31 protein-coding genes are annotated in these 24,303 nt (G+C 63.7%); 14 read left to right on the top strand and 17 right to left on the bottom strand.

Annotated elements, in window-relative coordinates; genetic code table 11:
* Nucleotide 1 precedes the first annotated feature (1 nt).
* From IQ458_RS12730 to IQ458_RS12695, 8 genes are all read right to left on the bottom strand, one after another.
* On the bottom strand, nt 2-1,411 hold the full coding sequence (locus IQ458_RS12730) for a hypothetical protein (RefSeq protein WP_203323058.1): 1,410 nt from the start codon (nt 1,409-1,411) through the stop codon (nt 2-4).
* A 182-nt stretch (nt 1,412-1,593) separates the two neighbouring features.
* Nucleotides 1,594-1,824 carry a hypothetical protein gene (locus IQ458_RS12725; protein ID WP_203323057.1) on the bottom strand — a complete coding sequence of 77 codons (231 nt, stop codon included), beginning with the start codon at nt 1,822-1,824 and terminating at the stop codon, nt 1,594-1,596.
* A 10-nt stretch (nt 1,825-1,834) separates the two neighbouring features.
* Nucleotides 1,835-2,035, bottom strand: a complete 201-nt coding sequence (locus IQ458_RS12720; RefSeq protein WP_203323056.1) for a hypothetical protein — start codon at nt 2,033-2,035, stop codon at nt 1,835-1,837.
* Between the two features lie 3 nt (nt 2,036-2,038).
* Entirely contained in the window at nt 2,039-2,347 is a 309-nt protein-coding gene (locus IQ458_RS12715) for a single-stranded DNA-binding protein (protein WP_203323055.1), read from the bottom strand.
* Nucleotides 2,335-3,414, bottom strand: a complete 1,080-nt coding sequence (locus tag IQ458_RS12710) for a replication initiation factor domain-containing protein (protein WP_203323054.1) — start codon at nt 3,412-3,414, stop codon at nt 2,335-2,337. The genes IQ458_RS12715 and IQ458_RS12710 overlap by 13 nt, the downstream gene beginning before the upstream one ends.
* Before the next feature lie 130 nt (nt 3,415-3,544).
* Nucleotides 3,545-3,730, bottom strand: coding sequence for a hypothetical protein (locus IQ458_RS12705; protein WP_203323053.1), 186 nt, complete (start codon nt 3,728-3,730; stop codon nt 3,545-3,547).
* Nucleotides 3,723-3,914: a hypothetical protein gene (locus IQ458_RS12700; RefSeq protein WP_203323052.1), complete on the bottom strand. Its 192-nt coding sequence runs from the start codon at nt 3,912-3,914 to the stop codon at nt 3,723-3,725. The genes IQ458_RS12705 and IQ458_RS12700 overlap by 8 nt, the downstream gene beginning before the upstream one ends.
* Entirely contained in the window at nt 3,911-4,081 is a 171-nt protein-coding gene (locus tag IQ458_RS12695; protein WP_203323051.1) for a hypothetical protein, read from the bottom strand. Before IQ458_RS12695 ends, IQ458_RS12700 begins: the two co-directional genes overlap by 4 nt.
* A gap of 164 nt (nt 4,082-4,245) precedes the next feature.
* On the opposite strand from IQ458_RS12695, the gene IQ458_RS12690 reads away from it, so the two are divergent.
* Entirely contained in the window at nt 4,246-4,716 is a 471-nt protein-coding gene (locus IQ458_RS12690; protein WP_203323050.1) for a DUF3693 domain-containing protein, read from the top strand.
* A gap of 37 nt (nt 4,717-4,753) precedes the next feature.
* Here IQ458_RS12690 and IQ458_RS12685 read toward each other — a convergent pair whose 3' ends face one another.
* The 4 genes from IQ458_RS12685 to IQ458_RS12670 all read right to left on the bottom strand — a co-directional run bounded on the left by IQ458_RS12685 (nt 4,754) and on the right by IQ458_RS12670 (nt 6,745).
* A complete protein-coding gene (locus IQ458_RS12685) occupies nt 4,754-4,948 on the bottom strand; it encodes a hypothetical protein (RefSeq protein WP_203323049.1) in 195 nt (64 codons plus the stop codon).
* A 372-nt stretch (nt 4,949-5,320) separates the two neighbouring features.
* Nucleotides 5,321-5,482 (bottom strand): hypothetical protein, encoded by a 162-nt coding sequence (locus IQ458_RS12680; RefSeq protein WP_203323048.1) that lies wholly within the window; start codon nt 5,480-5,482, stop codon nt 5,321-5,323.
* A gap of 213 nt (nt 5,483-5,695) precedes the next feature.
* The gene (locus tag IQ458_RS12675; RefSeq protein WP_183636291.1) at nt 5,696-5,851 is read right to left on the bottom strand and encodes a hypothetical protein; all 156 of its coding nucleotides are present in this window, start codon (nt 5,849-5,851) and stop codon (nt 5,696-5,698) included.
* A gap of 543 nt (nt 5,852-6,394) precedes the next feature.
* Entirely contained in the window at nt 6,395-6,745 is a 351-nt protein-coding gene (locus tag IQ458_RS12670) for a hypothetical protein (protein ID WP_203323047.1), read from the bottom strand.
* Nucleotides 6,746-7,336: 591 nt separating this feature from the next.
* On the opposite strand from IQ458_RS12670, the gene IQ458_RS12665 reads away from it, so the two are divergent.
* The 3 genes from IQ458_RS12665 to IQ458_RS12655 all read left to right on the top strand — a co-directional run bounded on the left by IQ458_RS12665 (nt 7,337) and on the right by IQ458_RS12655 (nt 9,184).
* Nucleotides 7,337-7,789, top strand: coding sequence for a fasciclin domain-containing protein (locus IQ458_RS12665; protein ID WP_192198486.1), 453 nt, complete (start codon nt 7,337-7,339; stop codon nt 7,787-7,789).
* Nucleotides 7,790-8,100: 311 nt separating this feature from the next.
* Nucleotides 8,101-8,373: a hypothetical protein gene (locus tag IQ458_RS12660; RefSeq protein ID WP_203323046.1), complete on the top strand. Its 273-nt coding sequence runs from the start codon at nt 8,101-8,103 to the stop codon at nt 8,371-8,373.
* 427 nt (nt 8,374-8,800) lie between these two features.
* The gene (locus IQ458_RS12655; protein WP_183636287.1) at nt 8,801-9,184 is read left to right on the top strand and encodes a nuclear transport factor 2 family protein; all 384 of its coding nucleotides are present in this window, start codon (nt 8,801-8,803) and stop codon (nt 9,182-9,184) included.
* 427 nt (nt 9,185-9,611) lie between these two features.
* On the opposite strand, the gene IQ458_RS12650 is transcribed toward IQ458_RS12655, so the two are convergent.
* Both IQ458_RS12650 and IQ458_RS12645 read right to left on the bottom strand, forming a co-directional pair.
* Nucleotides 9,612-10,226 (bottom strand): Gar/GrdA family gentamicin resistance ATP-binding protein, encoded by a 615-nt coding sequence (locus tag IQ458_RS12650; protein ID WP_328805176.1) that lies wholly within the window; start codon nt 10,224-10,226, stop codon nt 9,612-9,614.
* On the bottom strand, nt 10,171-11,100 hold the full coding sequence (locus IQ458_RS12645; protein WP_203323045.1) for a S41 family peptidase: 930 nt from the start codon (nt 11,098-11,100) through the stop codon (nt 10,171-10,173). The genes IQ458_RS12650 and IQ458_RS12645 overlap by 56 nt, the downstream gene beginning before the upstream one ends.
* 93 nt (nt 11,101-11,193) lie before the next feature.
* Between IQ458_RS12645 and IQ458_RS12640 the strand changes: the two genes are divergently transcribed.
* The 3 genes from IQ458_RS12640 to IQ458_RS12630 are packed head-to-tail and all read left to right on the top strand — an operon-like array spanning nt 11,194 to nt 13,311.
* Nucleotides 11,194-11,634, top strand: coding sequence for a MarR family winged helix-turn-helix transcriptional regulator (locus tag IQ458_RS12640; protein ID WP_328805175.1), 441 nt, complete (start codon nt 11,194-11,196; stop codon nt 11,632-11,634).
* A 48-nt stretch (nt 11,635-11,682) separates the two neighbouring features.
* Nucleotides 11,683-12,561, top strand: coding sequence for an alpha/beta fold hydrolase (locus IQ458_RS12635; protein WP_203323043.1), 879 nt, complete (start codon nt 11,683-11,685; stop codon nt 12,559-12,561).
* Between the two features lie 27 nt (nt 12,562-12,588).
* Entirely contained in the window at nt 12,589-13,311 is a 723-nt protein-coding gene (locus IQ458_RS12630; protein WP_203323042.1) for a glutathione S-transferase N-terminal domain-containing protein, read from the top strand.
* Nucleotides 13,312-13,386: 75 nt separating this feature from the next.
* Here the strand turns inward: IQ458_RS12630 and IQ458_RS12625 are convergent, their stop codons facing one another.
* The gene (locus IQ458_RS12625; RefSeq protein WP_203323076.1) at nt 13,387-13,674 is read right to left on the bottom strand and encodes a hypothetical protein; all 288 of its coding nucleotides are present in this window, start codon (nt 13,672-13,674) and stop codon (nt 13,387-13,389) included.
* 46 nt (nt 13,675-13,720) lie between these two features.
* Complete coding sequence (locus IQ458_RS12620) at nt 13,721-13,864, bottom strand: hypothetical protein (RefSeq protein WP_203323041.1); 144 nt, start codon at nt 13,862-13,864, stop codon at nt 13,721-13,723.
* Nucleotides 13,865-14,422: 558 nt separating this feature from the next.
* Between IQ458_RS12620 and ompR the strand changes: the two genes are divergently transcribed.
* The 4 genes from ompR to IQ458_RS12600 are packed head-to-tail and all read left to right on the top strand — an operon-like array spanning nt 14,423 to nt 18,638.
* Nucleotides 14,423-15,145, top strand: a complete 723-nt coding sequence (ompR, locus tag IQ458_RS12615; protein ID WP_203323040.1) for an osmolarity response regulator transcription factor OmpR — start codon at nt 14,423-14,425, stop codon at nt 15,143-15,145.
* Between the two features lie 8 nt (nt 15,146-15,153).
* Entirely contained in the window at nt 15,154-16,446 is a 1,293-nt protein-coding gene (locus IQ458_RS12610; RefSeq protein WP_203323039.1) for an ATP-binding protein, read from the top strand.
* 2 nt (nt 16,447-16,448) lie between these two features.
* On the top strand, nt 16,449-17,312 hold the full coding sequence (locus IQ458_RS12605; protein WP_203323038.1) for an alpha/beta hydrolase: 864 nt from the start codon (nt 16,449-16,451) through the stop codon (nt 17,310-17,312).
* A gap of 60 nt (nt 17,313-17,372) precedes the next feature.
* Nucleotides 17,373-18,638: an outer membrane protein assembly factor BamB family protein gene (locus IQ458_RS12600; RefSeq protein WP_235996822.1), complete on the top strand. Its 1,266-nt coding sequence runs from the start codon at nt 17,373-17,375 to the stop codon at nt 18,636-18,638.
* A 110-nt stretch (nt 18,639-18,748) separates the two neighbouring features.
* Here the strand turns inward: IQ458_RS12600 and IQ458_RS12595 are convergent, their stop codons facing one another.
* Nucleotides 18,749-20,674, bottom strand: a complete 1,926-nt coding sequence (locus tag IQ458_RS12595; RefSeq protein ID WP_203323036.1) for a glycoside hydrolase family 9 protein — start codon at nt 20,672-20,674, stop codon at nt 18,749-18,751.
* A gap of 133 nt (nt 20,675-20,807) precedes the next feature.
* Between IQ458_RS12595 and IQ458_RS12590 the strand changes: the two genes are divergently transcribed.
* From IQ458_RS12590 to IQ458_RS12580, 3 genes are all read left to right on the top strand, one after another.
* Complete coding sequence (locus IQ458_RS12590; protein ID WP_203323035.1) at nt 20,808-22,058, top strand: ROK family transcriptional regulator; 1,251 nt, start codon at nt 20,808-20,810, stop codon at nt 22,056-22,058.
* 61 nt (nt 22,059-22,119) lie between these two features.
* Entirely contained in the window at nt 22,120-23,067 is a 948-nt protein-coding gene (locus IQ458_RS12585; protein WP_183636254.1) for a carbohydrate kinase family protein, read from the top strand.
* Between the two features lie 16 nt (nt 23,068-23,083).
* Entirely contained in the window at nt 23,084-24,301 is a 1,218-nt protein-coding gene (locus tag IQ458_RS12580; protein WP_203323034.1) for an MFS transporter, read from the top strand.
* Nucleotides 24,302-24,303: the final 2 nt, after the last annotated feature.

Raw genomic sequence — 24,303 nt, 5'->3', positions numbered from 1 at the left:
GTTATTTCCCCAATTCCAGTGCGAGCCAGACATACGCGGCGGCCACGAACAGCCAGCCGATGAACGTTGCAATCGTCCAAAACTGCGGCGGCACGTCGAACGTCTTGCCACCTATGGTCCAGCCCGTGGGGCACTGCGACGCACCGCCCCCGAACAGGTTGGGATTAAAGCCGCTGTTGTCGAAGGTATGGAACATCGAGTTCGGGTCCACGCCTTCATGACCATCGCTGGTCGGCAAGCCGCGCAACGCATTGACCTCCGCTTGCTTGAGCGCGGTCATATGGTCCTTTATGCCGGTTTCACCACCACCGCCACCTGGCACGCTCAGCTTTTCCAGCGCGCACGCACTACGCCACTGCATAATCAACTGCGAGTACTCAACGGCATCGCAGTTGTCCCCGACGCACACCGGCATGGCGGCGCAACTGCCGCCGCTCACGTTCTTTGTTTTGCGAGTGTTGCAATCGATGCGCCATTGAATCCGCGCCATGCCACACATGATGGCGTCACCCGAACACATGGGCGGCGCGCTACAGTTGTCACCGCCAGAAAACGACGTCTTGTCCGGATCATTGTCCGGATTGTCGTCATCTTCGTCGGCCTGACCGTCGCCGTCACTATCCTTGCCGCAGGTGCCGTTCTCGCGCCTGGCTTCACCGGCGGCACACTGGCCCTCTCCGGGCATGCAGCCGCCTTCCGGAGACTTAATCTGCCCCGCCGGGCATTCAGGCTTGCTGGGTGAGCACTGCCCGTCTTGATTCAACATCATGCCCTCGGGGCACGCGTCCTTACACGCCCCGCTGAGCGGGTCTTTCGCCTGATTCTGACCGCACTGCTGCTCGTTCGGCTCGCACGTCTGATTCCATTTGTTCCAATGATTTCCGGGAACGGTCGCACAATGCTCCTCCAGCGTCGCGACCGTACAAGACACACCGCTGTCGTACTTTCCCGTCCAGGTGCCGTCGCCATTGTTGTACATCACCGCAGCGCAGCCATTGATGCATGAAATAGCGCCCTGGCGCGGCTGTGCAACGACCGTGGACATGGGGGGCGGGCCGATATATGGCTGTCGCGTCGCGCAACTGGTCGCGCCGCCATAGACGTAACGAGTCGTCGGAGCGGAATTCGCACGTGTACGACAATCACGCTGAAACGACCCAGTTGGGTTCGGCGAATCAATGGCACAAACGTACCAACAAGTCGTTGTCGCGCCGTTGTTAAAACACCTAGGCGGCCTACCGCCGCCACAGTTGTACGATAGAACGCTCGCCGTCGCACCGGGATAGCTCGACACGACAGAGGAATAGTTCGCCATGCACTCGGCGTAGGCGGCACCCTGGTCCGGAAAATTGAGGTCTTGCGCCTTGGCCGTGTTGAGGCCGAGCCACGCGAACAATGCGGCGACCAGCAAGTAAGCGAGCCGCCGCGCCACCGTGCTAGCAAAGATGCGTGGAAGGTTCATCAGTCCCAGTCGCCGCAAACAATGTAGCTGGCGAACATCCACCACAGCAGGCAGATGGTGCCGAAGAGTTGGTCGAAGTCGGTGCCCATAGTGAAGTCGCGGGGTGCCCTAGAACCCCGCTTGCCCTCGCATCAGCTACGGGGCTTCAACACGCCGGTGGCGCGCAGCGTCCACAGGATCACGATGAGCGCGAGGATGGCGACCAGCGCCTCTTCCTTGTACTCGTTCATCGCGGTAATGGCCGGGCTGAGGTCGGCACCGGAACCGCCGGAGGCGAACGCCATGGGCGCGGCGACCAGGGCGGTGATGCCCGCCATCAGGGCGGTGAACTGGGTCTTGCCTTTCTGGATGAGACTCTTCATTGCTGTACTCCTAAAGATGACGCGGTGGTTTCAGAATCCGCTTCGCAGCGGCGATGGTTAGCAGGCTGGCGAAGAACAACGAACCGACGACGTTGGCCTGCTCAACGGTCGGCAGGTACTGCGCTATCCCGCCCACCTCCATCCACGCCGTTTGTGCGCAGGAACCGTCCTGCGCTGGCTGTGGGTCGAGGCAGACGAGATAGCGCGGCATTGCTTACTTTCCTGCAGCTGCCGGCGTCGCCGGCGGCGTGACGCCGGCGTCCTTGAACGCGACCGCCAGCGGAATCAGCTTCGGGCGGTTCAGTTGGAGGTCGCCGTACTTGCCGTGGCCGTAGCTGTCCGGATGGATGAGGTAATCGCCCACCTGATACACGGGGCCAGTTCCGAGGCCGACATTGAAGGCGGTTTCGTACCCGCCCCCGAGGATGAGCGCCACGCGCTGCTCACGGAAGATTTGCGGCACACCTTTGATGGTGACCTGACGTTCGATAACACGGTCATCTTTGACCCTCACGATGGACATAGTTCAGCCCTCAGCTGATTGACGATGGCGGATGCCTTGCCTAGTTTTTTGAATCGCGCGGGCACCCCTTCGCGCGCGATTACCTCGCTGGCGTAGCGGGCAAAACCCTCTACACCGAACACTTGAATCAGGAGCCATGCAGATTTGCCCCACTGGCGCTTGGACCACCGCTGCATGGCGGTGCCGGTCGCTTCGACGGCGCGCTTGGTGTACTCAATCGCGCACGCAATGCCCTCGCAGACCTTGGCGAGCAGCAGTTCCATGTAGCCGTACGAGCCGCGCAGGTACTTCATCGGCTCGGTCAGGATGTCGGTCGGCACTTCGCAATGCTTGCCGTACAGGCGCGCCTCATAACGCGTCCAGGGCGAATCCGTGACGCCGAGCTGCTTCCCTTTCTCGTACACGCACAGTTGCTTGTGGCCTTTCTGGCCGACGTACAGCGTGCAACCGGAGCCACCGCCGTGGTCATCAAGGAACTTGGTCTTGGGCGGGGTTCCGCCGTTGGCGAACAACAGGCAACCGCCGCTCTCTGTGAGCGTTTCGCGGGCCTTGGCTTCCAGCTCCCGCACTGTACCCATAAGGCCGTCGTAATCGTCGTAGGCGACGTCACAGCGGCTAATGCGGCCGCCGCAGGCTTCAATCTGCATGCGCACCCTGCGCCACTCATCCCTGGTGCGGATGAACTTGCAGGCGGCACCGGAGAGGCTGACGCACACCGTGTCGCCATTGCCCTCGCAGCCGATGCGACCAACGAGTTCACCTTCGCTGTCTACGATCACAGCGCTGGCCTTGTAGAACTGCCAGCGCTTGGCGTGCAGCTCCCCTGCCCTCACGTCGGACGGCCTCAGACCGAAGATGCCGGGGAGCAACAGCGAAATGCGGGTGAAGCCTCGCTCCGCGAGGCGGTCTTGTGAAAAAACGACGGTCAAAAAGTCCACCAGCGCGCCATGTGTCGGGAGGGCGGACTTTTGGCCCGTGTTACTCCTCGGGCCAATCTGACTTCCCACCGCTCCGACCGGGGAAAAGGTCATGCCGTCGGACGGACGGCCCTCGCGCAGGGAGATCATTCATCACCCCGCTGAGCGATGACGGCCCGGTAGTCGGAGGCGCACAGGTGCCACACAGCGCCGTTGACCAACAGGCGGTAGTGGTGGACCGGGAGGATGCGCGTGCAGCACTGGCAGCGATGACGGGGCTTCATTCGCCACCCCGGCGCGAGAACGCGGCTTCGACGAACGCCTGCGTCCAGTAGTCGCCCAGGCGCACCTCTTCACCGTCCACGATGATGATTCGGTCGGCGATGTCGAAGGCGGTGATGACCGGCGTGTTGACCGGGGTAAGCATGCGCGGCGGGCGCGGCTTGGGGGCGCGGTCTTCACGCATGGCGTTCCCTCAGCGCACGGCGGCAGCGTGCAAGGCGACGGCGGGCGCGGAAGCGGTCCCACGTGCGATACCAGTCGATGAACCATAACGCACCGCAGAAGCCGCCGAACAACGCCAGCAGCGCGATGATTTGCAGCAGGGTTCCCCACTGCTGGGCAGTGACGACGATGCAAGAGGCGTTCATTGCACGTCTTCCTGCTGGGCCTTGTGCAGCGAGGCGGAAAAGGCGCACTGAGCGATGAACTTGCGCTGCGCCAGCTCGCTGCGCAGCTGCCACTGCTGGAAGATTTCGTGTGCACGGAGCAGGCCGTACAACACCAGCCCGGCGCATGCGGCGAGTATCAATTCCATTGCCCTATCCCCTGCCCTAGTGCCCTAGAGGTCCCCTGCCCCGGCCTAGGGCGACCGGGGAGGGGAACCCCGGCGGAATTTGCGGCCCGGCGGGGTGTCCACCACTGGTGGACATGCGGCAACGTACACTGGTGGTGGACAACCTGTCAACAGGCGGTGGACATATGAACTTCGAGGACATCCTCGACCGGGCGAAACAAGCGTCCGGAGCTACATCTGATTCGGACCTATCAAGGAAGCTAGGCGTAAGCCGTCAGGCGGTCAGCAATTGGCGGCATGGCACGAAATATCCGGACACGGTTACATGCGCGACGATTGCCGGCATCACAGGCATTCCGCTCGCACAGGTAATCGGAATAGTTGGTGAAGCCCGAGCGATCAGCCGCGAAGAAAAGGCCGTCTGGCGCAAGCTAGCAGCGTCTGTAGGTGTTGCCCTCATCGCGGTATTGGCGACGCTTCCCAGCGTTGCCCATGCGGCTACCCCTGCCCTACACGCGGCCAGTTCCCATGCGGGGGAATTGATGCTTTCGGCCTATGCATTATGCGAAATTATTACCAGAACGGTCCGACGGACCTGGCGCTACTACTGGACCCCGATCAAGCTACCTAGCGCGAGGTTCTGTGGCGCGCTTTGAGCTCAGGGCCGCCTGTATGCAGAATGCGTATGCTGCGTCAGCGCATCGCGCGCTTGCGTTTCAGCAGCTTTCGCTTGGGGCCGTCGCCGGGCTGTGCCGGAGTGACCGAGATCCACTCGGACTGGTTCATGATGCGGTCGACCTGCCGCTCCATGTTCTCGAAGCTGGCGTACCAGCGGTGGATGGCCATGGTGGGTTCGTTGTGTTCGTCCGTAGGGGAATCTGAACTCATTGGCGGTACTCCGGTCCGTGGGAAAGATCCCCGTTGCCGGATGGCAAGCGGGGATGTCGGGAGGCCAAAAAACCGCATTTCGTCGGCGGGCGTATTCCCTCAGATGAGGTCTTGTATTAGCCGCCCTCCCGACGCAGAACGTCTTGCGTCGGTCGTACCCGTGACAGGTACAAAAGACCCACCAGATTGTCGGAGGTGGGCACCGCGAAATGTGGAGTTTTTGGACTCCGGCGACGAGTCTGCCTTCGCCATCGAACGCGTTCAATGCTTTGGCGTTCAATGTTAGGTAGATAACCTGGCGATAGTTCGAAACGACCTACCCTGTCATCCTCAACTACCGACGTTCGGACAAGTCCCGGCACATGGTTGTTGCTACCGAACAAGCTGAACATTGAGCTTTGCGATGGGCCGGAAGATGTCGTCGGTGTAGTCGAGGCTTCCCAGCGGCCCCAGAATTCCAACAAGGGTCACCCATGAGCCGCCCTTCCCTTTCAGCAAGGCGACCTGCCCCGTGAGCAGGATGGAGTCAGCCATGCTGAAGTTGTCGGAGAACTCTTTGCTTGTGATGCAGGATGACCATCTCCAGGCGGATTAATGTCATCAGGTGATTCCAGCAAGGTTCGCAAGAACAAAAAACTGGCTTGCCTATTGCCAGAACCGACTTGAAGCTCCGTCCACCACTCGCTTCAGCAGATGCCAGGAGGTTGCCGAGCCTTCTCCCAAGTCAAACTTCGACAAGAAGAAGGCTTAGGGCTTCTTGGATTTGAAATAGCCGGCGTCATACAAATAGCCCAGTGCTGCGCCAATGGCGATACCGATGGCGATTCGGTCGATGAATGCCCCCAGCGCCAAGCCAAAGACCATGCCGAGCAGCAGCCCCTTGTACGAAGTTGCAGGGTTCATGTCCTATCAGTCCCAACTGATATTCAGCAGGATACAGGCTAACGCGATTTGGCTTTCGATGCAGACCAACACGGCCACTGCAAGCCTGGAGAATGTCCACTAACATGGCAGGCTCAACAAGTAGCCACTACATGGCACGGACCATGATCAGGCACACCCCCGATTGCCACCGCACAACCTGCCCGGCTACCGCGGATGCAAAGCGGCCCATATCCGCCCCCCCCAAAGCTTCTTCGGGCGAAGATACGGTCTAGAGGGTCATGTCGGCGAGTCCGAACAAGTATCCCTTTGACTCCAACAAACTCCTCAGTCGCCTTTCAACAGCGTCCTTGTCATGAAGGCGCCAAGCCCACAGCTCGTAATAGGGCTGCTTTGCCTGATCGTAGGCCGAAGTCCGCCGGCTGACGCTTACATCGGACGATTGCGCCGCCTCCTGCCACATGGACTGGAGTTCGGCAGGGCCAATCGACTGGCGATTTCCGACGTGAAGTGTGAATGTAAGTTCATGCTTATGCCGCACAACCATCTCCCTAGTTTGGAGCCTCAAACGACATCAGATATGCCGAGACGGAACCAGACAACTTTGACCACTCGCTCGGCATAGAGCCAATCGAGCCTCTTTCTCGGATCGATTTGCCTGTCATAGGAGCACTTCAAAACGCTCTCCAGCTCGACCAGCGCCTCCCCTTTCCAGGCCAGGTAAGCATCGTAGGAGAACTTCAGTGTAGGACGTAATTGATGGAAGCTTTGCTCCAGGCCGGGAAACCCATTTGCCGAGATTATCTGCTCCCAAAAATCCAGTTCGGCCTCAATGTTGATGACCGTCCTCTCCGCGATATTTGACAGGTCCACAGGCCAACCCCGGCAGTCCCCGGACATGGTTGCATCACGCATCGCCTTGGACGCGTTGCCCTAGAGGCACGCCTTTTGCCCGCGCTCGGGAAATCCCGTCCAGAATCTGAATTCACCGCGAAAATGGCACGCAATGTGTTTGGCTACGTGCCGCACAGCGCTCGCCTTGGCAATGGATGACCGTGATTCCACGGCGGAGGGCGGTATCGGCCAGCCTTCGTTCTCGGCCCTTTCCACAGCGCCTGACATCTGCATGGCAGCAATGCCTTCACCGAATTTGGCACTCACGACACGGTGCCCCTTGTATCTGTTCATGACGCCCTCGCTTTCGTGCAGGCCGGCACGAGACGGACGTTGGAGATAGGCGGGGTTCGCATTCCAGCAGCAGCTCACCATAGCACTTCTGCGACGCAAGCGCCGATGCATGTCCCCCGCTCAGACCGACGGCAACGCTCACGGCACAGTAACAACCATGGGGCTATGGTCATTGGGTTGCCGCGCAATGCCGCAACGGCTCCTCAAGCCGCGCCGCACTTCCACCCACTCTCCGCATTGAGTTCTCGCCCCGGCAATCGGGGCTTTGGCTTCGGCCATCTTCGATTTGCAATCCGCAAATCACACCAAGGCTCACCCATGAACACGACCCAAGAAAACAAGTCCCAGGAGAAGAACCTCCTGGATACCGCCGCTGCCAACGGTTCCTTCAAGACCTTCGCCCGCGCCGTCAACCAATCAGGCTTGAAAGACACCCTGGCTGGACCAGGCCCCTTCACGGTCTTCGCTCCTACCGATGAAGCGTTCGCCAAACTGCCTCCGGGCAAGCTGGAAGAATGGTTCAAGCCCGAGAACAAGGCGGAGCTCACTTCGGTGCTGAACTATCACCTCGTCAATGGTCGCCGCAGCAAGGCGGACATCGGCAAGTGGGAGGCTGCGCGGACAGTGAACGGCCAGCCGGCCCCCATTCAACTGGCAGGCGACAGGCTCAGCATCGATGGCGCCGAGGTTACCCAGGCGGATATCGCCTCGACCAATGGCGTTCTCCATGGCATCGACAAAGTCAACATCCCGGCAGCGACCAAGCACTAACGGGTGACATGCAATGGATTGCGAACGGCAGGAAGGAATTCCTGCCGTTTTCTTGTTCCCCCTGGTCAAAGTCCTCCTGCGGATGTCGCCTGTCATGCGCCTTCGCACACCGGGTCCAGGAGCGAATTGACGTCAAGGCCGAACCGTACACAAGGGGCTACAGATGACTTACCTCAAAGAACGCACCAACAAAAACCTGGCCAAGCCACGCCCGCCCTTTTCACTCAAACAACCCGCCCTTCCAATCAGGCGGAAGAAGAGCGTCCGACGACCTCGCCCCCATTGAAAATCACTACCCGCGAGGATAAACGATGAGTATCTCCGACCAAGCCACCGCATTGATGGTCAAGATTGTCTATCAGCTCAGGCCGCCTGCCACCACGACGATGGCTCCATGCCTTCGTTGCAGCAGCCCGAGTCCCGGAGGACAAGTCTGCGCCGCGTGTTTGGACGATGACCTGGGTGGCCTGATCAAGAACAGAGGCGCCGCCGTACGCTGGCTGAACTCGGTGAAGCAGGCCGCTCAGGACGAGCGAACGGTCATTTCATATGCGCAGAAGATGGACGAGGCGAGAACCAGATAGAACGGCCGAACCGCCTTTCGCGACCAGCCCCGGAAACCGACGGCCCCGCAGTTTGCAATGAAACATCAGCATCATGCCTTTGCCCTCTCAAGGCATCCATCGTTCCCCATCCAATTGCAGTACCGGGCCTACCAGAAACCAAAGAACGACAAGGATTATCGCCACTGAGACGGCGACAGCCACCGCAATCCAAATCTCGCCAGATGTCAACTTCACTACCGCGCCCTCCGCAGGGTATCGAGGTTGCGCGCTGAACAGTGAAAGGGGAATGATGGCTGCAGGTGACCTGGCCTCCCTGGCGCATAAAGACACCCAAAGTTGTCTAGCGCTCCTGGCCTGACCGCGTCATCCCGCCCTCACAACGCGATGACGTTGCGTACACGTCGTGTGTGAAAAATCCTGGTTTCCTTCAATACCGAGCCCCGACATGACTACCCAGAAGGACATCATGGAGCTGGAACGGCAGTTCTGGCAGGCGATAGTCGATACGGACGTCGATACTGCAATCTCGCTGCTTGATGGAGAATCAGTTTCCGTCTCCGGATGGGGAATCCATCACTTCAGCCCCTCCGAATACAGGAAAATGGCTTCGTCCGGCGATGCGCGGGTCACGGCCTTCAAGTTCTCCGAGGAACGGGTAATTTTCCCCGCGCCTGATGTCGCCATTGCGACCTACAAAGCGGACCAGTCCATTACCGTCAGCGGGAAGAGTCAGGACATGGTGGTTTACGACACCACGACATGGGTCCGCAAGGATGGGGCCTGGGTGGCCTCAGCCCACACCGAAACCGTCCGCCAGACCAACTCCTAGCCGGTCTTCCCACCATACGGTTAGCGCGCGCCGGCAATAGGAGGAATGTCTGTCGCTGTCCTGTCTCTGCCAGGCTCCATGCACCAGTAAACGCCGTATGCAATGGCGACCAGCGCCACCGCAATGAGGGCGCCGAGGGCGATCCTTCGTTGGGTCCTGAGCTTCATACCCGGACCGTAGCACCCTCCCGTTACCGCGGCGTCTGGAAAGGGTTGCCATTACGTATCGATGTGACCTGCGTGCCTATTCCGTCCCGAGTTAGTCCGACACCAATAGTCGGCTCTCCTGCATTGCTGTGGATCACTGAATCGAGAATGGTCTGCAAGGTATTCATTTTCCACGGCCCGTCTTTCCGGCCCGGGTACGCATTCCGGAGCCGCTTCCAAGACATTTCACCATAGGGTTCGTCCCTCGCCTGGTTTGATACTTACCCGACCTGGACACCACCCGACGGGTAACGATGCCGGATTTCACGCAACAAGGCATCGGCAAGCTGCTCGGGCGGCGCGGCCGCGTCCCATGGCTCGCCAAGTTCGCTGCCGACCGCGCCGCTCAGCACGGCATATTCGCGGTGGAATGTTTCCTTATCGTAGTCGAGTTCGTCGATCGCCCTGACGCTTGCCCGCCGGTCTATCCGGGCCAGGTTCGATTCGGGGTCCAGCGTCATGCGAAAGCAAAGGATCCGGTCATCCAACCGGGCCAGCCGGCAGCGAAGGTCCTCCAGTTCGGCTGCGTTTTCCCAGAGATGGTTGATCACGAAATGGCGGTAGCCGAATCGTCGATGGTGGCGCAGCAGCAACAGGATTCCCCGGTGAAGGTGCTCGACCGGATCCGCAGGCAGCGGATTGACCGCGACCAGGCTGTCGCCGTCCAGCATGGCGCAACGGTCGATTCTCTCCGACAGGGCTTCGGAGAGCGTCGATTTGCCGATGCCCAGCGGGCCGTTTATCACGATGATCATGAAAGTCCGCGCCTCCGGCGCCCGGTCATCGGATTGCTTCGCCGACTTCCAGATCGCCGCCCAGGACGCGGCGCGCGACATGCAGCGGATCATCTCCACCGTTCACATCCGGAACCACGCCTTCGCGGTCCCAGTTGCCGCCGGTCCGGACGTTGAGCGGCCGGGCATCCGGAATGAAAATCTGGAAGCCATGCGGCAATGGCTTGGGGTCACCCAGCAGGTTGGCTGCACCCGCGCTGCGCGAACCGATCACCACCGCCCTGCTGGCGGCCTGCAGGGAATAGGCGACGTACTCCGATGCGGACGCGGAACGGCGGTCCAGCAGGACCACCAGCCCGCCATGGTATTCCGGTAGATCACGCTTGGGCAGCGGCTCGGTCCGGCGCGCCGAGCGCGCCTGGATGTCCTGAACCGAAGCCACCTCGTCGCCCAGGAATGCACGCACCAGCTGGCCCGCGGTATCCGCGTCGCCGCCGCCGTTCTGCCTGAGGTCCAGCACCAGTCCCTGCGTGTCCTTGAGCAGTTCCATTGCATTGCGGAGCTTGGGGCCCGCCATGTCCCAGGGATAGAAGGACGCCAGGCGCAGGTAACCGATGTTGCCTTCCAGCACCTTCACTTCCCGCACGCCCATGTTGGCGGGCTTGCCGGCCGCCCGCCAGGCCATCAGCCAATCGTCATCGGCGCCCGCCTTCTCTTCGATCACCCGCTCGATCAGGAAGTGTCCGTCGTAGGCATCCAGATCCCGGTTGAGTCGCTTGGAGAAGGAAAGCCAGTCGCCACATGCATCGGCGTAGCGTCCCTTGTCCGACCAGTCGCGGACGCTTTCGGCAATCTGCCGGGCTTCCTGCGCAATCACGTAGTCCTTCTCGATGGCCTTCGCCATCTGTTCGAGCACGGCTTCCTGCTGGGGACAACCACCCGCCAGCATCGCCGCCAACCATAGTGCCTGGCTCATGACCCTTCTCCTCCCATGCCGTCATTGACAATATATAAGTGCTAACATATATTCCTGGGCATGACAACACCACATGCGACTTTGGGCACGCTGTTGCGTACGCTCATCGATCAGTTGGATTCGGCGGTCGCGGATGCGTACGCCGAATCCGGACTCGACTACAAACCGCGCTTCACGCCGATCATCCGCGCGCTCTCCCAACACGGCCCCTCGCGGATCAAGGACATCGCCGACGGGATGGGCGTGAGCCATTCGGCGGTCAGCCAGACCCTGAGCGCGCTGGTGCGCGCCAAGTGGGTGAAGCTCCTGCCCGGCGAGGACAGTCGCGAGCGCATCGTGCACCTGACCCCCTACGCGAAGGCCCGCCTGCCCCTCCTCGAACAGCACTGGGCGACCACCGCGAAGGCGGCGGCCAGCCTCAACGAGGAACTGGGAATTTCGCTTGAAGACGTGCTTCGCAATGCGCTGAAGGCGTTGCAGGACCAGTCGTTCGGGGAGCGTATACGGAAAGCGGGTAAAGTCCGTTCCGCCTGACCCGGGCGTCCATCCTTCCCGCCACATCGCACCCACCGGAGAGTCCAGATGCGTGGTCTTCGCCTGTTCGCGTTCACCCTGTCGCTGCTGCCGTGGCTGGCCTGCGCCGCGACGCTCCCCTCCCCCACTTCCCTTCCCATCACCGCCGAGATAACGGGCACCGGCACGACGGATCTGGTGCTTGTTCCCGGGCTGTCCGGTGGCGATGTTTCCTGGCAGGAAACCGCGGTGCGATTGTCGGACCGGTATCGCGTGCACAGGCTCCGGATAGCCGGGCTCGAAGGGCCCGTTGGCGATGCTCCCGCACCAAGCAGTATCGGCGCGGTCGCCGAAGCGCTGACAAGCTATATCCAGCGGAATTCGTCTCGTCCCGTCATGCTTGTCGGGCATTCGGCCGGCGGCGTGGCGGCGCTGATGGCCACGCTTCGGCAGCCCGATCTGGTGGCGCGCGTCATCATCGTGGACGCGCTGCCCTTCATGTCCGCCAATCGCGGCAGCACAAGCGTGGACGAGGAACTGCGCGGCAAAGTCGGCGCGGAGGTCCGAGAGATGCGCGCGGAAGACGCGGCGGCCTTCGAAAAGCGGATGCGGGCGCAGGCTTCGTCCGCGGTGGGCAATCCGGACACCGCCGCCCGAATCGCGCAAGGCGGTGCACGCAGCCATCGAGACACCTACGCCGCGTTGTACGAAAGTCTTTCGACCACGGACCTGAGAGCCGAAGTCGCCAGCCTGCGCCCGCCGTTGACCGTCATCTTCGCCGACCAGTCGCCCCTTGGCGCGCCCGCCGGATACATGGCCCGCCGCTACCGGGAGCAGTATGCGAGCAGCCGGGCCACATTGGTGGAAATCACGGATGCCCGTCATTACCTGATGCTCGACCAGCCGCGCGAGTTTGCCGAGGCGCTGGATGCGGCATTGATGGATTGAACCGAGCCGGCATAGCGTGAGGGTGGCATGGCACTGCTGATCGGCGAGGTGTTCTCGCCCTGGACGCGCAAGGCGCGATGGGCGCTGGACTACTGCGACGTGGCCTATCGCTACCAGGAGTACGTCCCGTTCCTCAGCGAACCCGGGCTCAGGCTCAGGTTGCGGCAATGGCATGGCAAGGTGTCGGTTCCCGTGTTGTTGACGGACACGGGACCGGTACGTGGCTCGTTCGAAATCGCCCGGTACGCCGCGCTGGCATCGGGTGATGATCGGCTGGGCGATTTCGACCGGATCCGGTTCTGGGATGACATCAGCGAGGTGGGCCTGGCTGCCGCCAGGACCCGTGTGGTCAGGACCATCGCGGAGCATCCGGACGCGCTCGACGAATCCCTTCCCCACCTGCCTTCGCGACTCAGGCCCCTGCTCCGCCCCATCACCCGCCGCGTGGTGAACGCACTGGACCGGAAGTACGCGCACTTGTACGGGGCCGGCAACCACCGGAACGCACTGTTTGCATTGCGCCGCGGTTTGCGCGAATCCGGAACGGGATTCGTGCTGGACACTTTCAGCTACGCCGACATCACCCTGTGCGCCCTGCTGGACGCGGTGGTCCCCGAGACCGATGCCGTGTTTCCCGGCGAAGCGCAGCGGCGCTGCTGGCAGGACGACGGTCTGGCCGATGAGTTCGCAGATCTGCTTGTCTGGCGGGAACAGCTGCGCCCGTATCGCGCTTCCCCGCCTGTCGTCTGAATGCGGTGCGTACCGCCACCTGCTTCCCTGCTGGCCACCCGTGAGGGGAACACCCGTTCCCCCCACGGGTACTAGCTAGCGTTGGCCGCCGCGTCGTCTTCCGGCCAGTTCGCTGGCCGCCGCGCGGAGTTCCTCGCGTGAAATCCTGTCGTCGCGATCCGCATCGATGCGATCGAAATGCTCGGCCAGCTTAGGCAAGGAAGCGTCGGCCTCGGCACGACTGATGTAGCCGTCCTGATCCGTATCGGCGGATTGCAGGCGTTCCTGGAGCGCCTGCTTGCGCGCGCCGCGACCTTGCTGCGCATCCGCGGCGAACGAAACCAGCAACAAGCTCGCCAGCAGGGTGAAATGAATGCTTTTCATGGATGGGATCCTGTCGATGGGAATTCAACGTTCCGGGTTGTCGCAATCAGCGCTGGCGGCAGGGCGCGGGATCGCCATTGGCATCGTGGCAACTCCCGGAGTAGCTGACCTTTCCGTCGGAGAATGCGAGCGAGCCGTCGTAGTGGCCGCCATCGCGCGTGGTGAGCGTGGTGGCACGGGTGCCGGACACGCTGCCGTCCGCGCTCCGGCTGATGCTGCCGGAACGGTCGACGCCCGCACCGCCGGGACCATGGAGCGAGATATCGCGCTGACGACTCGCATTCCCGGCGTGATCGCGCTGGCTGGAAGTTTGATAGCCGGCGGTCCCGCCCCGATGACCCTGTGCCGAGCCCTGCCGATTGAGCGAGGCGTTTCCATGCCCGTCCGCCTGCCAATGGCGGCTCCGCCGGGACTCGAAACGGGCATTCGAACGGGCCGCTTCAACCTCGCCGGCATGCGGGCTCCGTTCCACATGGCGGAAACGCTCGCGTCCGACAGCCCACTGGCAACTGGCCAGTGCTATCGCGAAAACAAACATTCGGGTCCAAACAGGGACTGTGTTCATGGTGGTTCCTTCGGGTAGGGGTTGGCCGGGAATTCCGGCGCATCCACGCTAATCGCGCTCCGCTCCCTCCATCGCACGCAGATGTAAACCGCCGTTTCTCCCGGGCGTTCCAGAAACATCCGCTTACAAATCGGCACCGGTTCCCCGCTGCCGGCGACCGGCATTGCCGACATAGTGACCGCCATGAACGAATCCACGCCGTCCCGCATCCTGATCGTCGATGACGACGCCCGCCTTCGCGAGCTGCTGTGCCGTTATCTGCGCGAATCGGGCCTGCGTGCCAAAGGCGTGGCCGACGGCAGGGACATGGACGTCGCCCTGGGCCGTGATCACTACGACCTCGTCGTGCTCGACCTCATGCTGCCGGGCGAGGACGGGCTGGCCCTGTGCCGCCGGCTGCGCTCGCAGGACGACGCCGTTGCCGTGGTCATGCTCACCGCCAAGGGCGATGACGTGGACCGCATCGTCGGGCTGGAGATGGGCGCCGACGACTACATTCCCAAGCCGGTCAATCCGCGCGAACTGGTGGCGCGGATACGCAGCGTATTGCGACGTTCCCACCGCGTTCCCTGCGCTCCTTCGCCCGAGGCCGGATGCCTGCGCTTCGGCGCGTTCACCCTGGACATGGCGGCCAGGACGCTGCATCGCCATGGACGCCCCCTGCGGATGACCGGAGGCGAATTCGCCGTGCTCTCGGTGCTCGCGCGCCATCCCCATACCACCCTGAGCCGCGACCGCCTGATGAGCCTGGCGCGCGGCCGCGGCCTGGAGGTAATGGGCAGGAGCATCGACATCACCATCGTCCGCCTGCGCAAGCTGGTCGAGGAAGACCCGCGCCGGCCACGCCTGATCCAGACGGTATGGGGCGCCGGCTATGTCTTCGTCCCGCCGTCGGAAGAAGCATGATTCCGCGCATGATTTCGCGCATGACCCCGCGCATCAACCGGCCATCGACGGTATTCGGACAACTGGTGGCGGTCATCTCGCTGTGCCTGCTGGGCGCGTTCGTGCTGAGCTTCCTGCTGGTCAGGGAACTGTGGGTGCGGCCGGCGGCGGAACAGTCCTATCGGGTGATGGATGGCTTTGCCAGGACCGTGGAGACGCTTGCCCGGAAGGAACCGATCGACACCACGGTGAGCCGCCTGGAGGCCGCCGGCCTGCGTTTCCAGACCGCTCCGCCCGTGGACACGCGGCCCCGGATCGCGCCCTACCTGCGTGAACTGGCGTCGCTTTCGGGTGCCGGGGATGTGGCGCCGCGCGAGGTCCGGATTGCGGACGGCCCCGGCGGGCGACCGGTCCTCTGGCTCAGGCTGCGGACTGAGCCTTCATTGTGGATTTCATTCGCGCGCGAACGGGCGCAGGGCGAGGTGCGCTGGCTGCCGCTGCTGATCCTGCTGGCATGCGCGCTCGCGGTGCTGGTGGCGGCGGGATGTTTCGCCCGCAGGCTGGTCATCCCTCTGCGCAGCCTGGCGCAGCACGCACCGGACGTGGTGCGCGGCGAATGGCCGCGCCTGCCGTTGCCCCAGGCTTCGCGGGAGGTGGCGGAACTGGCGCAGGCGCTTGGCCGGGCGGGCGATGACCTTCGCGCGATGATGGACGATCGCAACCTGATGCTCGCCGGCATATCGCACGACCTGCGCACGCCGATGATGCGGTTGCAGTACGCGGTGGAGTTGCTGCCGGGAACCGATCCGGAACTGCGCGCGGGCATGCATCGGGATATCGAGGAGATGGACGACATCCTCGGACAGTTCATCGCCTATGCCCGCGATGGCAGGGATGAAAACAATCGCACCCTCGATCTGGCGGTCATCTGCCGGCAGGTTGTCGCCGCCTCCGGCGTGGATTGGCAACTGCAGGTTCCCGACCAGGCGTGGCTGCGCGGGCGACCGATGGCCCTGCTCCGGGCGCTGGAGAACCTGGTGACCAACGCGCTTCGGCACGGTGCCCCGCCCTATGAACTGCGGCTCCGGCGGGAGGGCGATGCGTGGTGCGTCGACGTCATCGACCACGGTTCGGGCATGCCGCCCGGTCATTCGCGCGAAGCCCGCAAGCCTTTCGTCCATGACGCCACGCGCGGTGGCAGCGGCCTGGGCCTGGCCATCGTCGAGCGGATCGCGGCCCAGCACGCGGGCGATCTCCAACTCGGTTCCCACCTGCCGCACGGGCTGCGGGCCACGCTGCGGCTGAAATCCAACCTGGAGTGACCATGCGCCTTTCGACATTGCGTCCATGCCTGCTGGCGGCCCTCCTCGCCTTCATCGCCTTCCTGCCACCCGTGAGCGACGCGGCCGAAACCGATCTCCCCGCGGGTACGCGCGTGCTTGCCGACGTCGCCTACGGGAACGACGCCAAGCAAAGGTTCGATGTCTACCTTCCCGCGGAAACCAGGAACGCGCCGGTGCTTTTCATCGTCCATGGCGGTGCGTGGCGCAATGGCTGGAAGGATCATCGCGGCCTGATTGCGAACAAGGCCGCTTACTGGATTCCCAAGGGCTACGTGATCGTCTCGACCGACTATCGCCTGCTCCCCGAGGCGGATCCACGGGTCCAGGCCGAGGATGTCGCCCACGCCATCGCGAAGGCACAGGAACTGGCACCGGCCTGGGGCGGCGATCCGGCTCGTTTCATCCTGATGGGCCATTCGGCGGGTGCGCACCTGGCACTGTTGCTGGCGGCGGATCCCGCACGCCTGGCGAAGCACGGGGCACGCCCGCCACGGGGTGTCATTTCACTGGACAGCGGCGCGGTGGATGTCGTCGGAATCATGCGGACCGTTCCGCATCCCGCCCTGTACGACGCGGCATTCGGTGACTCCCCGTCGTACTGGCAGGCGGTATCGCCGCATCATCTCCTGGCCCCCGGAGCGCCGCCGATGCTGCTGGTGTGCGCTTCGCGTCGCCAAGGCGCCTGTCCGCCTTCCTGGCGGTTCTCGCGCAAGGCGACATCGCTGGGCGTCCGCGTGGAGGTGATGGAACAGGATCTGTCCCACATGGCGATCAATCGGGAACTCGGCCTGCCGGGCGCCTACACGGAGCAGGTGGATACCTTCATTGAACGCGTCGACAGATGAGCGGCCCGTACAAACCGCGCAGCACACGTCCGAGCCATTTCTTTCGAGGAGTTTGACGTGATGGAGCTGTCGGCCCTTGCGCTGGGATTTGTCCTGGCCGCACTCGTTGTCGTTCCGGAACGGAATCCGGTGTATGCGCCTGGCTGGTCGGCCACCCATGCCGATGCATCGAACAGCGACTACAGCCCGGTGCCGGGATCCGCGCGCATCGTCCACGCGTGGTCCCGTTCCTTCGAGGGCATGATCAACCTGGGACCGACCAGTGATGGCCACGGGCAACTGTATGTCACCACCAGCGGACCGGGCTGCCGGCTGCACGCGCTGGATCGGGCGACCGGCCGGACGCTCTGGTGCTCCGATGCGCTGGACCGCCTCGCGGTGGCTTCCTCGCCGCTGCTGGACGCAGATCGCAATCTGTACATTGCCGATGGCGCGTCGATGCATTCGTTCCGGCACGATGGTGGCAAGCGCTGGAAAACACCCCTCATCGGATTCCCGTTGTCGGCGCAGTTCGCTGCCGATGGCGATCTGGTTTTCATCACCCATGTGGGTGTCATTTACCGCCTGGACCGCAGGACCGGGAAAACCGTCATCGATCCCCTTGAACTGATCCCGGATCCCGTCTTCGACCCCTCCAGGGACGCGCTTGCCTGCATGCGTGGAACCCGGGCATGTCCGAGCGCCAACACGCCAGCGCTGGATCGGCGCGCTGGCAGGTTCATCTTCACGTTCTGGGCTCCGGAGTCACCCGCGGCCGGTGTCCGTTCGATGAAGATCCTGGCCGGCGCGGACGCCAAGGGCATCACCGCCGATTGGACCCATGACACGCTCCCGGGCGGGGGCGCGGCCAGTCCGAGTCTGTCGGCGGATGGCAGCCGGGTCTACCTGACCGACAACAACCAGCGCTTGCTGGCACTCGATGCGCGTACCGGCGAGCGCGTGTGGAGCATCGACATCGGCTACTCCGCGGGCGGCAGTCCCTCGGTCTCGCCCGACGGTATCATCCTGCCCGCCGGCGGTGGCGATGCTCCCCTCATGGCCATTCGCGATCTGGGAAACCAGCCGCGCGTTCTATGGCGCAGGGACGACCTGCAAAACCGGGGCATCGCGACCCAGACCGCAGGTCACCTCGCCTATGCAACGGTGGCCAATGGAGATGGCACCCTGGATCTGGTGGTCGTCGACGTCCAGACCGGCAAGGTTCATGACAGGGAACATTTGCCTGGAAGACCGATGTTCACCGTCGGAACAACCGTGGATTCGGATGGCACCGTTTATGTCCCGACCATACGTGGTGGGCTTCACGCCTATGTGCCTGTCCGGTAGCGGCCGTCTACCGCGATGACGCGATAGACAAGCGCCAGGCTCGGCATGCGGACTGCACCCGGACGCGGAAAGCGATCAAGCCTGCCTGGACGAACTCCCTGCCGCGCCAATCAATGCGCGGTACTCCTGGTATCGGATGCCGGGCTGCCCATGGCAGACGCCGGGGTTGCCGGACGGGAATCCTCGCTCATCGCCATCACCGCGAACAGCATCCAGGTGGTATGCGGAATCCATTGCTCCACCCAGCGCCATTGTTCCGAGTCCGGACCCGGTGCGAAGGTGATGCCGGCGCCGGTGTCGCTGCCCACCGCCCCGGTGATGCCGTTGGAGATGCCGCCCACGAACATTTCGCCGGCGCTCTCCAGGACCGTGGGCGGGTTCTTCTGGCCGAAGCCATACAGCATGGACATGCCGTACGGGTTGCGGCCCAGCGTCCAGTCGAGCTGCGCCTGCGCATAGCCGGCCTGCTCGCCAGACAGGCCGTATCCGGCCTTGCCATCGGCGGCCAGCTTGCGTCCGCCGATGACCATGGCCGCGCTGAGCGATGCCAGGCGGGCGCTTTCGCCCTGCCACCAGTAGCCGGTTTCATTACGGTGCGGAATGAAGAATCCTTCCAGCACCTCGCCCGCGGCCTTGCCGTCCTGCGTGAGCTGGAAGCGCTGGCGGGCATAGCCGTACGGATTGGACACCGCCTGGGTAATGGCCAGTTCGTGTTTCAGCGCTGAAGCGATGGCGTCCAGTGCGCGCTGACGGCGCGCCTGTTCCGGTTCGATATCGGCATAGGCGGACAGACTGATCACCGGCAGGCCGGCTTCGGCCGCATGGTAGTAAGGACGGCTGCCGCCATCGCTGATGAAACCACCATCGGCCTGCTGGCGCGCCATCAGGCTGGCGGCGCGCTCGCGCGCATCGTCGAGATAACGCGGCTGGCTGGTGGCGTTGTGCAGTTCCACCAGCGCCATCAGCGCGGTGTAGTCGTCGATGATGTTTTCCTTGCCGTCGGCGCAGTACTGCGGGTTGAACCGGCGCAGATGCGCATAGGCGCGCTCCGCGTCGGCCAGATAGGTCGCGCCGTCGAATTCGCCGTGACGTCCGGCCTGTTTGGCCAGCATCGAGGCGCGCGCGAGCGCCGCGATCGCCATGCCGCCGCCGGCGCGGAAGGCCGAGCGATACAGGGTGGTATAGGTTCCCGCGGCGCCCTCGTAGCCGGTGACCATGCGCTTTGCGCCGGGTGTGCCCCACTGATCGAACACCGTGGTGTAGAAGTAGCCCTCCGCGTCCAGTATGCGGTGCAGGTAATCCGCGCCCCAGAACGCCTCGTCCTCGACCTGCTTCTGCAGGCCGTGGGCGGCGAACAGCGCCTTGCGCGTATCCGCGCCGTAGGCCAGCACCCAGACCGCCATCGACGCCTGCTGCGGATTGAAGTGATTGGCGTAGCCTAGATGGGACAGGTACTTGCCCTTGTCGCCGCCGGCATCCTGCCAGCCGCCCCACACGTTCACCCGGCGCGAGGTCTGGAAGATGGGCAGATCCCGATCCGCGTCGTCGGTATGCCGGCTGCGCTGGAAGTAGCCGAGCAGCTGCGCGGCCGTGGTGGCGAAGACGGCGTTGTCGCGTACCGCCACCGGCGCCGACAGCGCATGCTGCCCGCCGATGCGCGCGTCCACCTGATACCGGCCGCTTTGCTCGGCATCGGAAAAATCGACGCTGAAATAGCGCTTGCCCGAGCCCCATTCGGTGAAGGGTTGCAGCGGCCGCAGGTCGCCGTTCCGCACCGGCTTGCCATCGACCAGCACCGTGTAGCTGCCCTTCGTGGCCTCGCCCGTGTATTCGACGATGGCCTGCTTCGGCCCCCGCCGCTCCAGCGCCACCTGGTTGATCTGCACCAGCAGCGGTTCGCTGGGCAGGCTCACCGACACCGTGGTCGCCGGCTTCTGCTCCGAGGCGGGCGCTGCGTAGGCCTGGGCGGACAGCGCCGTCGCCAGCGCGGCCACCAGGAAAACACCGGTCTTGCAGGAAGGCGGCAATCGGGTCATTGGCACGGTTCCGGATAGACTAGCGTCGCAACTTAGCCACGGATTCGGCCGCCGTCAATAAATATTTCACATGGATGTATAAATATATGGGTATGCACCTCCCCTCCCCTACGCTCAACCGGTTTCAACGCCTATGAACATCGGCCGCGGCGCCACCCAGCAGTCCAGCGCCCCCTACAACCGCCGCCTCGTGCTGGATTTCATCCGCCAGCATGGCGCGGCCTCGCGCAAGGACATCCAGGAAAAGGTCTCGCTCAGCCCGCAGACGGTGGCCAACATCACCAATGAGCTGGAGTCCATCGGCCTGATCGTCTCGCGCCGGCAGAAGGACCTTAAAACCCGCGGCCAGCCGCCGATCGCCTTCGAAATCAATCCCGACGCCGGCCAGTCCATCGGCATCAGCCTGGAACCGGGCCGTGCCTCGGGTGCGCTGGTCAATCTGGTCGGCCGGATCGACGCCCGTTTCGAAGTGCAGTTGCAGGGCTGCGACCGCCCGCAGCTGCTGGCCGGGCTGCTGGAACTGGTGGCCAACCTGCGCCGGCAGGCCAATGCCCGGGTCTGGGGCATCGGCGTGGCCCTGCCCGGCCCGCTCGGCGATACCGAACTGAGTTTCGTCGGCCCCACCGCGCTGGAGGGCTGGAAGGATCTGTCCATCCTCGACCAGTTGCAGGAAGCCACCGGCCTGCCGCTGTTCCACAGCGTCGACAGCGTGGCCGGCGCGCTCGGCGAGACCCTGTACGGCGTCGCCCGGCACCTGGACAACTTCTTCTACCTGCACCTGAGCATGGGCCTGGGCGGCTCGCTGATCGTCGGCCGCAACCACTACCGCGGCGCCGACGGCAATGCCACCGAGATCGGCCACGTGCCGGTCGTTCCCGGCGGCACGCCCTGTTACTGCGGCAACCAGGGCTGTCTGGAGCGCTACCTGTCGCTGCACTCGCTGGCCGAGGCGCTGGGCATGGACGACGGCCAGATCCGCACATCGGACCTGCTGGATCGGCTGGACGACGCCAATGACCAGCCCTTGCAGCAGTGGTGCCAGCAGGCCGCCCAGCGCCTGCGCGACGCCATCTGCATGATCGAGAACCTGCTCGACCCGCAGACCATCGTCATCGGCGGCTCCGCGCCGCAAAAGCTGGTCCGGCGCCTGGTCGAACTGGCCCAGCCGCTGCATCGTTCGGTGCGCGGCCGCCCCGCGCCGCAACTGCCGCGGGTGATGATTTCCCAGCGCGAGGAAGACTGCTCGCTGCTGGGTGCCGCCGTGCTGCCCATCCATGAGCTGCTCTCGCCGCGCCTGCAGGGCGTGCAGAAGGACGATCCGGGCGACATGCAGGCCGCGGAACTGCTGGGCCACCGCCCGGCCAATGGGGGGCGTCGAATTTAATTAAACTTCCACTGGATATTTTTATTGACAGGGAAGAATCGGGCTGCCTATAGTCGGCCCCATGAAGCACGATCAGCCCCAATTCAGCATCATCGGCGATGTCAGCGTGGACCTGGTCCTGGGCACGCTGAACAGCTGGCCCAAGATTGGCACCGAACAGCTGCTGCCGCGCAGCGAGCTGCGTGCGGGAGGCTCGGCGGCCAACTCCGCCCTGGCGGCGCGCCACCTTGGCCTGAGTCCCCGCCTGATCGGCGCCATCGGTAACGATGACCTGGCCCAGTGGCTGTTGCTGCAATTGGCCGGCATTCCGGTCGAACTGCAAACCTGCGCCAGCGACACCACCATGTCGGTCGGATTGATGCACGCCGATGGCGAACGCACTTTCTTCACCAGTTGCGGGCACCTGCAGCACCTGACCCCGGCCTTCGTACTCGAACACCTGCCGCCGGCGCCGGCCGGCAGCATCGCCCTGTTCACCGCCCCTTTCCTGCTGCCCGGCCTGCGCGACGACTACAGCCAGTTGCTGGCGCAGGCATCGGCCAGGGGTTACCAGGTGGCGCTGGATCCGGGCTGGCCGCCGGAAGGCTGGACGCCCCGGGTGCACGAGGAAGTCGAAGGCTGGCTGGTCCATTGCGACCATCTGCTGATCAACGAACTGGAGGCGATGAGCATCGCCGGCACCCAGGACCTGACGATCGCGGTGCAGCGCGTGGCCCGCCTGCTCAAGCCCGGCGCCCATCTGATCATCAAGCTGGGTGCGGCCGGCGCGCTCGGGCATGTCGACGGACAGAGCACCCACTACGCGATTGAAGTGGCCCACGGGATTTTCGACACGGTGGGAGCCGGCGACAGTTTCAACACCGGCTACCTGGCGGCGCGGTTGAACCAGGCCGGTCTGCACGATGCGCTCGGCGCCGGCTGCCGGACTGCTGCGGCGATCCTGCCGCGCTTCCCGCGCAAGACCATCGCCGCGGGTGAACTCTCGCATTGCCTGCACCCGTCTCCCTGATCCCGGAGCCACGACCATGAAGCACCGGCCACTGATCATCAGCTACATCCTCCTGATCTGGTTCGCGATCTCCTTCATCACCAACCTGATCGGGCCGTTGATGCCCATCGCCATCCAGGATTTCAAGCTGAGCCTGACCATGGCCGGCTTCATGCCGTTCTCCTTTTTCCTCGCCTACGGGCTGGTCTCGATTCCGGGCGGCATGCTGATCGAGACCCGTGGCACCCGCTACACCCTGTTCGCCGCCTTCGCGCTGAATTTCCTTGGCGCGCTGGCCATCGCCCTGCTTCCCGGCTATGTCTCGGTGGTCGCCGGGTTGTTCGTCATCGGCCTCGGCATGGCCCTGCTGCAGGTGGTGATCAATCCGCTGATGCGCACCGCCGGCGGCGAGGGGCACTTCGCGTTCTTCTCGGTCATGGCGCAGCTGGTATTCGGCCTGGCGTCCTTCCTCAGCCCATTGGTCTTCAGGCTGTACATGCAGCGTCCCGGCGTGGAGGGTCAGCCGTTGGCCTGGCTGACGTTCTACTGGTACTTCAGCGCCGCCTTCGTGCTGCTCGCCCTGCTCAACTACAAGCTGCCGCTGCCGGCGGTGGAACTGAAGGAAGACGAACGCGCCGGCAGCCGCGAAGCCTACCGCAGCCTGCTGCGACGTCGCGACGTGCGCCTGTTCTTCCTGGCCATCGTCGCCTATGTCGGCACCGAGCAGTCCATCGCCAACTGGATGTCGCAATTCCTGCACAGCTATCACGGCCTGTCGGCCACCGAACACGGCGCCGTCGCCGTCAGCCGCTTCTGGGGGCTGATGTCGCTGGGCTGCCTGGCCGGACTGGGGCTGCTGAAACTGCTGGATTCGAAGCTGGTGCTGGCGATTTTCTCCCTCCTGGCCATCGCCTGCCTCGCGCTCGCCCTCTTCGGTTCCGCAGCCGTCTCTCCACTGGCGTTTCCCGCTGCGGGCTTTTTCTTGTCGGTGATGTTCTCGGTGATCTTCTCGCTGGGACTGAACTCGGTACGCCAGCACCACGGCGCGTTCTCGGGAATCCTGTGCAGCGGCATCCTCGGCGGCGCCATCGTGCCGCTGCTGATCGGCGTCGTCGCCGATCACTGGGGCCTGCGCGTGGGCCTGTCGCTGGTCTTCATCCCCCTGCTCTACATCCTCAGCGTCAGTGCCTGGGCCAGGCCGCTGGTGCGCAACCAGACGCTGTATTCCGCGAAAAATACCCCCGCCTCGCCCTGATG

Origin of the sequence: Pseudoxanthomonas beigongshangi (assembly GCF_016820515.1) — a bacterium.
In the GTDB taxonomy this organism is placed as follows: domain Bacteria; phylum Pseudomonadota; class Gammaproteobacteria; order Xanthomonadales; family Xanthomonadaceae; genus Pseudoxanthomonas_A; species Pseudoxanthomonas_A beigongshangi.
The sequence above is the reverse complement of the archived record's forward strand: the minus strand, read 5'-3'. Positions and strand labels throughout refer to the sequence as shown.

Excerpts from the sequence above, each read along its gene's own strand:
- IQ458_RS12725 (WP_203323057.1), bottom strand. The coding sequence starts at position 1,824 with ATGAAGAGTCTCATCCAGAAAGGCAAGACCCAGTTCACCGCCCTGATG.
- IQ458_RS12720 (WP_203323056.1), bottom strand. The coding sequence starts at position 2,035 with ATGCCGCGCTATCTCGTCTGCCTCGACCCACAGCCAGCGCAGGACGGT.
- IQ458_RS12715 (WP_203323055.1), bottom strand. The coding sequence starts at position 2,347 with ATGTCCATCGTGAGGGTCAAAGATGACCGTGTTATCGAACGTCAGGTC.
- IQ458_RS12710 (WP_203323054.1), bottom strand. The coding sequence starts at position 3,414 with ATGATCTCCCTGCGCGAGGGCCGTCCGTCCGACGGCATGACCTTTTCC.
- IQ458_RS12705 (WP_203323053.1), bottom strand. The coding sequence starts at position 3,730 with ATGCGTGAAGACCGCGCCCCCAAGCCGCGCCCGCCGCGCATGCTTACC.
- IQ458_RS12700 (WP_203323052.1), bottom strand. The coding sequence starts at position 3,914 with ATGAACGCCTCTTGCATCGTCGTCACTGCCCAGCAGTGGGGAACCCTG.
- IQ458_RS12695 (WP_203323051.1), bottom strand. The coding sequence starts at position 4,081 with ATGGAATTGATACTCGCCGCATGCGCCGGGCTGGTGTTGTACGGCCTG.
- IQ458_RS12690 (WP_203323050.1), top strand. The coding sequence starts at position 4,246 with ATGAACTTCGAGGACATCCTCGACCGGGCGAAACAAGCGTCCGGAGCT.
- IQ458_RS12685 (WP_203323049.1), bottom strand. The coding sequence starts at position 4,948 with ATGAGTTCAGATTCCCCTACGGACGAACACAACGAACCCACCATGGCC.
- IQ458_RS12680 (WP_203323048.1), bottom strand. The coding sequence starts at position 5,482 with ATGGCTGACTCCATCCTGCTCACGGGGCAGGTCGCCTTGCTGAAAGGG.
- IQ458_RS12675 (WP_183636291.1), bottom strand. The coding sequence starts at position 5,851 with ATGAACCCTGCAACTTCGTACAAGGGGCTGCTGCTCGGCATGGTCTTT.
- IQ458_RS12670 (WP_203323047.1), bottom strand. The coding sequence starts at position 6,745 with ATGCGTGATGCAACCATGTCCGGGGACTGCCGGGGTTGGCCTGTGGAC.
- IQ458_RS12665 (WP_192198486.1), top strand. The coding sequence starts at position 7,337 with ATGAACACGACCCAAGAAAACAAGTCCCAGGAGAAGAACCTCCTGGAT.
- IQ458_RS12660 (WP_203323046.1), top strand. The coding sequence starts at position 8,101 with ATGAGTATCTCCGACCAAGCCACCGCATTGATGGTCAAGATTGTCTAT.
- IQ458_RS12655 (WP_183636287.1), top strand. The coding sequence starts at position 8,801 with ATGACTACCCAGAAGGACATCATGGAGCTGGAACGGCAGTTCTGGCAG.
- IQ458_RS12650 (WP_328805176.1), bottom strand. The coding sequence starts at position 10,226 with ATGTCGCGCGCCGCGTCCTGGGCGGCGATCTGGAAGTCGGCGAAGCAA.
- IQ458_RS12645 (WP_203323045.1), bottom strand. The coding sequence starts at position 11,100 with ATGAGCCAGGCACTATGGTTGGCGGCGATGCTGGCGGGTGGTTGTCCC.
- IQ458_RS12635 (WP_203323043.1), top strand. The coding sequence starts at position 11,683 with ATGCGTGGTCTTCGCCTGTTCGCGTTCACCCTGTCGCTGCTGCCGTGG.
- IQ458_RS12630 (WP_203323042.1), top strand. The coding sequence starts at position 12,589 with ATGGCACTGCTGATCGGCGAGGTGTTCTCGCCCTGGACGCGCAAGGCG.
- IQ458_RS12625 (WP_203323076.1), bottom strand. The coding sequence starts at position 13,674 with ATGAAAAGCATTCATTTCACCCTGCTGGCGAGCTTGTTGCTGGTTTCG.
- ompR (WP_203323040.1), top strand. The coding sequence starts at position 14,423 with ATGAACGAATCCACGCCGTCCCGCATCCTGATCGTCGATGACGACGCC.
- IQ458_RS12610 (WP_203323039.1), top strand. The coding sequence starts at position 15,154 with ATGATTTCGCGCATGACCCCGCGCATCAACCGGCCATCGACGGTATTC.
- IQ458_RS12605 (WP_203323038.1), top strand. The coding sequence starts at position 16,449 with ATGCGCCTTTCGACATTGCGTCCATGCCTGCTGGCGGCCCTCCTCGCC.
- IQ458_RS12600 (WP_235996822.1), top strand. The coding sequence starts at position 17,373 with ATGGAGCTGTCGGCCCTTGCGCTGGGATTTGTCCTGGCCGCACTCGTT.
- IQ458_RS12595 (WP_203323036.1), bottom strand. The coding sequence starts at position 20,674 with ATGACCCGATTGCCGCCTTCCTGCAAGACCGGTGTTTTCCTGGTGGCC.
- IQ458_RS12590 (WP_203323035.1), top strand. The coding sequence starts at position 20,808 with ATGAACATCGGCCGCGGCGCCACCCAGCAGTCCAGCGCCCCCTACAAC.
- IQ458_RS12585 (WP_183636254.1), top strand. The coding sequence starts at position 22,120 with ATGAAGCACGATCAGCCCCAATTCAGCATCATCGGCGATGTCAGCGTG.
- IQ458_RS12580 (WP_203323034.1), top strand. The coding sequence starts at position 23,084 with ATGAAGCACCGGCCACTGATCATCAGCTACATCCTCCTGATCTGGTTC.